General features: G+C 30.3%; 7 protein-coding genes. All 7 read right to left on the bottom strand.

Translation table 11 applies throughout. The annotated features are described in order from the left end of the window. Nucleotides 1–88 precede the first annotated feature (88 nt). On the bottom strand, nucleotides 89–304 hold the full coding sequence (locus tag ANHYDRO_RS09250) for an ArsR/SmtB family transcription factor (protein ID WP_279624980.1): 216 nt from the start codon (nucleotides 302–304) through the stop codon (nucleotides 89–91). A 453-nt stretch (nucleotides 305–757) separates the two neighbouring features. Next, nucleotides 758–3,169, bottom strand: coding sequence for an ATP-dependent Clp protease ATP-binding subunit (locus ANHYDRO_RS09245; protein ID WP_004815968.1), 2,412 nt, complete (start codon nucleotides 3,167–3,169; stop codon nucleotides 758–760). After that, nucleotides 3,169–4,137 (bottom strand): ATP--guanido phosphotransferase, encoded by a 969-nt coding sequence (locus ANHYDRO_RS09240; protein ID WP_039914599.1) that lies wholly within the window; start codon nucleotides 4,135–4,137, stop codon nucleotides 3,169–3,171. The genes ANHYDRO_RS09245 and ANHYDRO_RS09240 overlap by 1 nt, the downstream gene beginning before the upstream one ends. Next, nucleotides 4,134–4,709, bottom strand: a complete 576-nt coding sequence (locus tag ANHYDRO_RS09235) for a transcriptional regulator (RefSeq protein ID WP_004815966.1) — start codon at nucleotides 4,707–4,709, stop codon at nucleotides 4,134–4,136. The genes ANHYDRO_RS09240 and ANHYDRO_RS09235 overlap by 4 nt, the downstream gene beginning before the upstream one ends. Nucleotides 4,710–4,713: 4 nt before the next feature. Then, on the bottom strand, nucleotides 4,714–5,178 hold the full coding sequence (locus tag ANHYDRO_RS09230) for a CtsR family transcriptional regulator (RefSeq protein ID WP_004815965.1): 465 nt from the start codon (nucleotides 5,176–5,178) through the stop codon (nucleotides 4,714–4,716). A gap of 315 nt (nucleotides 5,179–5,493) precedes the next feature. After that, nucleotides 5,494–5,613, bottom strand: coding sequence for a zinc metallopeptidase (locus ANHYDRO_RS11305; protein WP_262359349.1), 120 nt, complete (start codon nucleotides 5,611–5,613; stop codon nucleotides 5,494–5,496). 2 nt (nucleotides 5,614–5,615) lie between these two features. Then, on the bottom strand, nucleotides 5,616–5,756 hold the full coding sequence (locus tag ANHYDRO_RS11300; RefSeq protein WP_262359348.1) for a zinc metallopeptidase: 141 nt from the start codon (nucleotides 5,754–5,756) through the stop codon (nucleotides 5,616–5,618). Nucleotides 5,757–5,839 lie beyond the last annotated feature (83 nt).

Raw genomic sequence — 5,839 nt, 5'->3', positions numbered from 1 at the left:
TACAATCTGGACTAGATTCAAATATTTTGTCCCTAATAATTTTTCAAGTTCTTTTAGACTTTCATTATTTACAATATAAAATACATTTTTACCTTCCTTGCGACTTTTTTATTATATTTGCATCTTCAAGTTTTTTCATATCACTTGATAAGGTAGGTTGACTTATATCAAATTTTTCTAGTATTTCACAAGCACAAAGCTCTTCGCATGATAACATATCTACTATTTCAAGCCTTTTAGGATCACTAAGAACTTTTAATTTTTTTGAAATGTTAACATACTTATCGTCCATTTTTTTATCCATATTTTCCTCCACAAATTTATTTTACCACACATATAGAAGTTTTTCTATATGTTTTTTGAAATTATTAAAAAAACTGCTGTAAAATTTTTACAGCAGCCACGCTTTTAACAAAGTATACAAATCCTCATGCTAAGAATATCATACGAAAAAAATTGATTTGATTTCAAATTTAAAAATTCATTAAAAATCGCACTCTAAAAGTTAAAGCAAAAATAATTTTTTCAAACAATTAGCTTCAATTAAATTTTAGTTCTTCGTTTTATTCCGAGGGATAAATATTAAAATCGTGCCACTGGCACAATTTTAAGCTATTTATCTGTCCTCGCTTTAGCGAGTTTGCGATTTTAGAATTTTGAAATTTAGAAATCAACAATTTTTGTAGTTAGATATCCGTGCTTGAGGGTTTGTCTACACTCTGACTACGTAAAATCTTACAGTAGTTTTTTATATTTTTTAAGAAACAGGTATTTCTTCTTTTATTTTTTCTTTTTTGTTGGCAAAATTTATTTTTCCTTCTTTTACTGTAAGGTTAATTTTCATATCTTTTGATAATTTTCCTTCCAAAATTTCTTCTGCCAATTGGTTGTCGATCTTATTTGTAATGTGACGTTCAAGTGGTCTTGCTCCGTATTCTTTTGAAAAACCACCTTCTGCTAGTAAGTCAACAACTCTCTTGTTGTAATTTATTTCTATTCCAAGATCTTCAAGTCTTTTCTTTGTTTGATCTAAGATTATTTTAGTAATTTCTTTGATATCATCCTTAGCAAGGGAATTAAACATTATTATATCATCAAGTCTGTTTAAAAATTCTGGAGCAAAGGCGTTTTTTATGGCCTTATTTATTATTTCCTTGTTTGAATCCTCAATTTCTTTTTCAACATCTCCCGTTCCAAAACCGATTTTTGGACTTTGATTTAAAGATGACACCCCAACGTTACTGGTCATTATTATAATTGTATTTTTAAAGTCTACAGTTCTTCCTTGACCATCTGTCAAACGTCCATCATCAAGAATTTGTAAAAGTAAATTGAAAATATCTGGGTGGGCTTTTTCAATTTCGTCAAATAAAATTACAGAATATGGGTGTTTTCTTACAGCTTCTGTAAGTTGACCGCCTTCTTCGTAACCAACATATCCTGGAGGAGATCCAACAAGTCTTGACACAGCAAATTTTTCCATGTATTCACTCATGTCCATCCTTATTAAATTATCCATATCTCCAAATAAATTTTCTGCCAAAGATTTGGCAAGATAAGTTTTTCCAACTCCTGTTGGTCCTACAAAAATAAACGAACCTATTGGTTTTTTTGGATCTTTTAAGCCAACTCTTGCTCTTTTTATAGCATGGGAAAGAGAATCAATAGCCTTATCTTGACCAATAACTTCTTTTTTAAGGTCAATATCTAGGTCCATATATCTTTGTTTTTCATCTTCAGTTAATTTTGTTATTGGAACTTTTGACCAATCTGAAACTATTTTTGCTATTTGGTCAAAACCGATTTTTAAGTCGATTTTATTTTTCTTATTTTCTTTTTCAATCTCTTCTCGAGCTTCCTTTATTTGATCTCTAAGACTTGCAGCTTTTTCAAAATTCTGTTCATTTATAGCTTGGGTTTTTTCTTCTATAAGTTTATCCAAAGTTTCTTTTTTAGAAGTTTGATCTTTGTTTTCCCTGTAATTTTTTATTCTTTCTTTTGAACAAGCCTCATCAATTACGTCTATAGCCTTGTCTGGCAAGAACCTATCTTGAATATATCTTTGTGATAAATCTACTGCTGCCTTTATGGCTTCATTTGTAATTTCTACCTTGTGATGGTCTTCGTATTTATCCTTTAATCCTTCTATTATTTTTATTGTGTCATCTTTGTTTGGTTCTTCTACATGGACCGGTTGCATTCTTCTTGTCAAAGCTTGGTCTTTTTCTACGTGTTTTCTGTATTCGTCAATTGTTGTTGCCCCAATTATTTGAATATCACCCTTGGCAAGAATTGGTTTTAAAATATTTGCTGCATCCATAGATCCTTCGCTTGCACCAGCTCCCAAAACCATGTGAAATTCATCAATAAATAAAATCACATCTTCTCTTTGTTCAAGTTCTTCGAATAATTTTTTAAGTCTTTCTTCAAAATCTCCACGGTATTTTGTCCCTGCAATCATGCTTGCAAGGTCTAGGGAAACTATAGTTTTATCCTTTATAATAAGGGGAACTTTTTCTTCAACAATTCTTTGAGCAAGCCCTTCAATTATAGCAGTTTTTCCAACTCCAGGATCTCCAATTAAAATAGGATTATTTTTCGTTCTTCTTAAAAGAATTTGGATGACTCTTTCGATTTCTCCATTTCTTCCTATAACTGGGTCGATTTTTCCAGATTCTGCCAAGTCATTTAAATTTTTGGCAAATTTTTTAAGATTTTCCCCCAAACTTTTGGATGACTTTCCAGATTTTTCATCATTTTGCAAACGAATTAAATTATCCCTGATAATTTTTTTATCAAGACCTGATAGCATAAACATAAGATTTGTAAAAGAATCATCATCATTTAAAATTGCAAGAAGAACATCCTCTTCGCTTGCAGAAACTTTTCTTCTTTTTTGGGCAAAAAATCTTGCCCTATCTAAAATTTGCCTAACCTTATTTGAATATTCTTTTGCAGGTCTTACTGCAGAGCCCTTGCCAATATTATTTATTACAATTGATCTTAAAAGTTCGTAATTTGCCCCTGCCTCTTCCAAAGCCTTTGTTGCAAGAGAACCAGTTTTCATAAGGGCCAAAAGCAAATGTTCAACTCCTATATAATCATGGCTAAGAGAATAAGATTCCCTTCGGGCCTGGCCCGTTAGCCTATTTAATTTATTATTTTCCATTATCTAGCCTCCATATATGAATTAAAAAATTCATATCTTTCTTCATCTCGGTTTCCCTTATACTTATTCTTTGTAATATTGAAAATCAAATAATCAATTTCTTGGTTGGATAATTTTGTAGAAAATCCTAAAACATTGTATTTTTTCAAATCATAAAGACAATTTACCATGCTAGTTAAGCTTTTTAAATTTTTACTATAAAGATTATCTTCCAAAATTTTTATAGTATCCTTTATGTCTTCATCATTTATCCCATTTAAACTTTGAAAATCTCTCCTAAACCTTCTTTCATTTCTGACTATTGTATCTAGGATATTTTCAAAATTTTCTAAATACTCTCCCATATCCTTCCTATAATTTCCGAAATTTTTTAAAATGTAAATATCATCGTCATAGGACTTAAAATATTCTGGAATATATCTAGTAAGGTAAATTCCCTCATGGGCAAGACTTGATTTTAGTGATAAATAAGCCTGGCTATTATCCAAAAGTCCAAACAAAAACATCTTTAACCTAATTTCAATCCCATTTCCAGAATTTCTTCCTAAACTTGTAAGGTAGCCATATTGGGGAGAAAAAGAAAAATCCAATTTTTTATCCAAATCTCCTTCAATCTCCATAGCCCTATCATAGGCAAGCTTAATCTCTTCCCCAAAATTTGTAATATTAATAGAAACATGGTCGCCATCATTTATTACAAGTATGTGATCATCAGAAAAAACAAGGCCTATTACTGCCTCCTTATTCATAGAATCAGGAGAAATTATTCCCGCATTTATTAACTTATTTAAAGTAATCTCATCTAATTCATCGATTAATATCAAATCATCCCCATAAATTTCCCTAAAACTTTCTATAATTTCTAGGGAACCTTTCTCATTCATGGTGTTGGGGAAGTTGTAATTTTCAATATTTCTTTTCAAAGATAAGTTGTTTTCAAGTATTATGTCCTTATAATAATCTATCAATTTCTCACCTTCATATTTAATTCATCTATTTTTTCCTTAAGATCTTGAGCCTTCTCAAAATCTTCAATCTCAACTGACTTTTGTAATTCTTCTTGCAAATTTTTAATCTTTATTGCCACTTCCCTAAAATCTCTATGTTTTCTCGGGAATTTTCCATCATATTTTTTCAAATTATTTACAGCCTTCAAAACCTCTCTGGAAATTTTTTTATCAAGCTCATAACAATGTGGGCAACCAAAAATTCCTGCCCTTATATTTGCCACAGAATTTCCACACTCTGGGCAATGTTCCTCTTTTAATGATGAAAAATAATCATAAGAGAAATTATTTTTGGAAATTTTGTAATCATAATAAGAATCTATAATTTGGTCAAGACTTGGTACAAATTTTTCAACCAAACTCCTCCAATCAAAATTATCTATATCAACTTCTTTATAATCTTCAAAACCTGTAACTTCACCCTTGGATAATTTTTGTACGCAATCATTACATAGGTGAAAGTTGTGTTCTGTTCCATTTATAAGTGCCTTTACAGTAACACTTGCTTCATTATCGCATCTGTCGCATTTCATATAATCAACTCCTTATTAGAAAGCTAAGTAAAATATTTTTTACTATATCATGCCTTACTAAATTTCTCTTATTTTTTTCTACATTCATAAGCGACTTATCAAGAGTTGCATAAACTGCAATTCCCAATTCTTTTTCGTCCATATATCCCTTGTTAAAAAGTTCTGTAAAAAAACTTTTCGCTCTTTCTTCAGTTAGTTCTTTATCTAAATTTTTAATAATATATTTTATATAATCATCTTCATCTTCGACTATAGTAATAATTCTTATAAAGCCATTACCGCCTCTTTTGCTTTCAATTAAATATCCATTGTATGGAGTAAATCTTGTAGAAAGCACATAATTAATTTGACTTGGAGAACACTCAAACCTTGTTGCCAAATCATTTCTTCCAATTTCTACAAAACCTTCTTGAGCATTTTCCAAAAGGGCTTTCAAGAATTTTTCTATATCAGACGTTAATCCTGCCATAGATTTACCTCGATTTCTTTGACTTTCTCTGACCTTTTATTTTATTGTACACTAAAATAGTATAGATTCAAGAATAATGACTTTCTAAAAAAATATAAAAAAATAAGGCTAAAAAATTTAGCCTCAGACTGTTGACAAAGTATGAAATTAGATAATATTTTATTTTGAAATAAAATTAAGCTAAGTGCCATCTCGACTAAGTGAGTGAAACGAACACATGGAGAGATCTCATGAGATTTCTCCGCTCGTTGCACTCGGTCGAAATGGTTGAAATTTTAGTTTGTCGACAACCTAAGGCTAAAAATTTATCCTTATTTAATCATCTCTCCTATTTCCAAACAAAATCCAAAGTCTTAAAAATTGAAGGGCTGTGGAAATTGTTGCTGCTACATAAGTTAGGGCAGCAGATTTTAACATATCTTTTTGCATAATCATTTTCAACTCCAACAAGCATACCAGATTCTTTTAAAAACTTTAAGGGCCCTTCTTGAAGCGTCAAATTCTACCGGAAGGGTAATTATTTGGAAAATTAAGACAAAAAGAAATAAAAATATTCCAATAGTAATTAATTTTCCCATAGAAAGAAAATCCCCAATAAATCATAGGAAAGGATAATTTTGATCCAAGATTTACAGCTGGTACTATGTAGGATTTTATCTTT

The sequence above is a fragment of the Anaerococcus hydrogenalis DSM 7454 genome (genome assembly GCF_000173355.1).
GTDB lineage: Bacteria > Bacillota > Clostridia > Tissierellales > Peptoniphilaceae > Anaerococcus > Anaerococcus hydrogenalis.
The sequence above is the reverse complement of the archived record's forward strand: the minus strand, read 5'-3'. Positions and strand labels throughout refer to the sequence as shown.

Coding starts and splice junctions, on each gene's coding strand:
- ANHYDRO_RS09250 (WP_279624980.1), bottom strand. CDS start 304: ATGGATAAAAAAATGGACGATAAGTATGTTAACATTTCAAAAAAATTA.
- ANHYDRO_RS09245 (WP_004815968.1), bottom strand. CDS start 3,169: ATGGAAAATAATAAATTAAATAGGCTAACGGGCCAGGCCCGAAGGGAA.
- ANHYDRO_RS09235 (WP_004815966.1), bottom strand. CDS start 4,709: ATGAAATGCGACAGATGCGATAATGAAGCAAGTGTTACTGTAAAGGCA.
- ANHYDRO_RS09230 (WP_004815965.1), bottom strand. CDS start 5,178: ATGGCAGGATTAACGTCTGATATAGAAAAATTCTTGAAAGCCCTTTTG.
- ANHYDRO_RS11305 (WP_262359349.1), bottom strand. CDS start 5,613: ATGATTATGCAAAAAGATATGTTAAAATCTGCTGCCCTAACTTATGTA.
- ANHYDRO_RS11300 (WP_262359348.1), bottom strand. CDS start 5,756: ATGGGAAAATTAATTACTATTGGAATATTTTTATTTCTTTTTGTCTTA.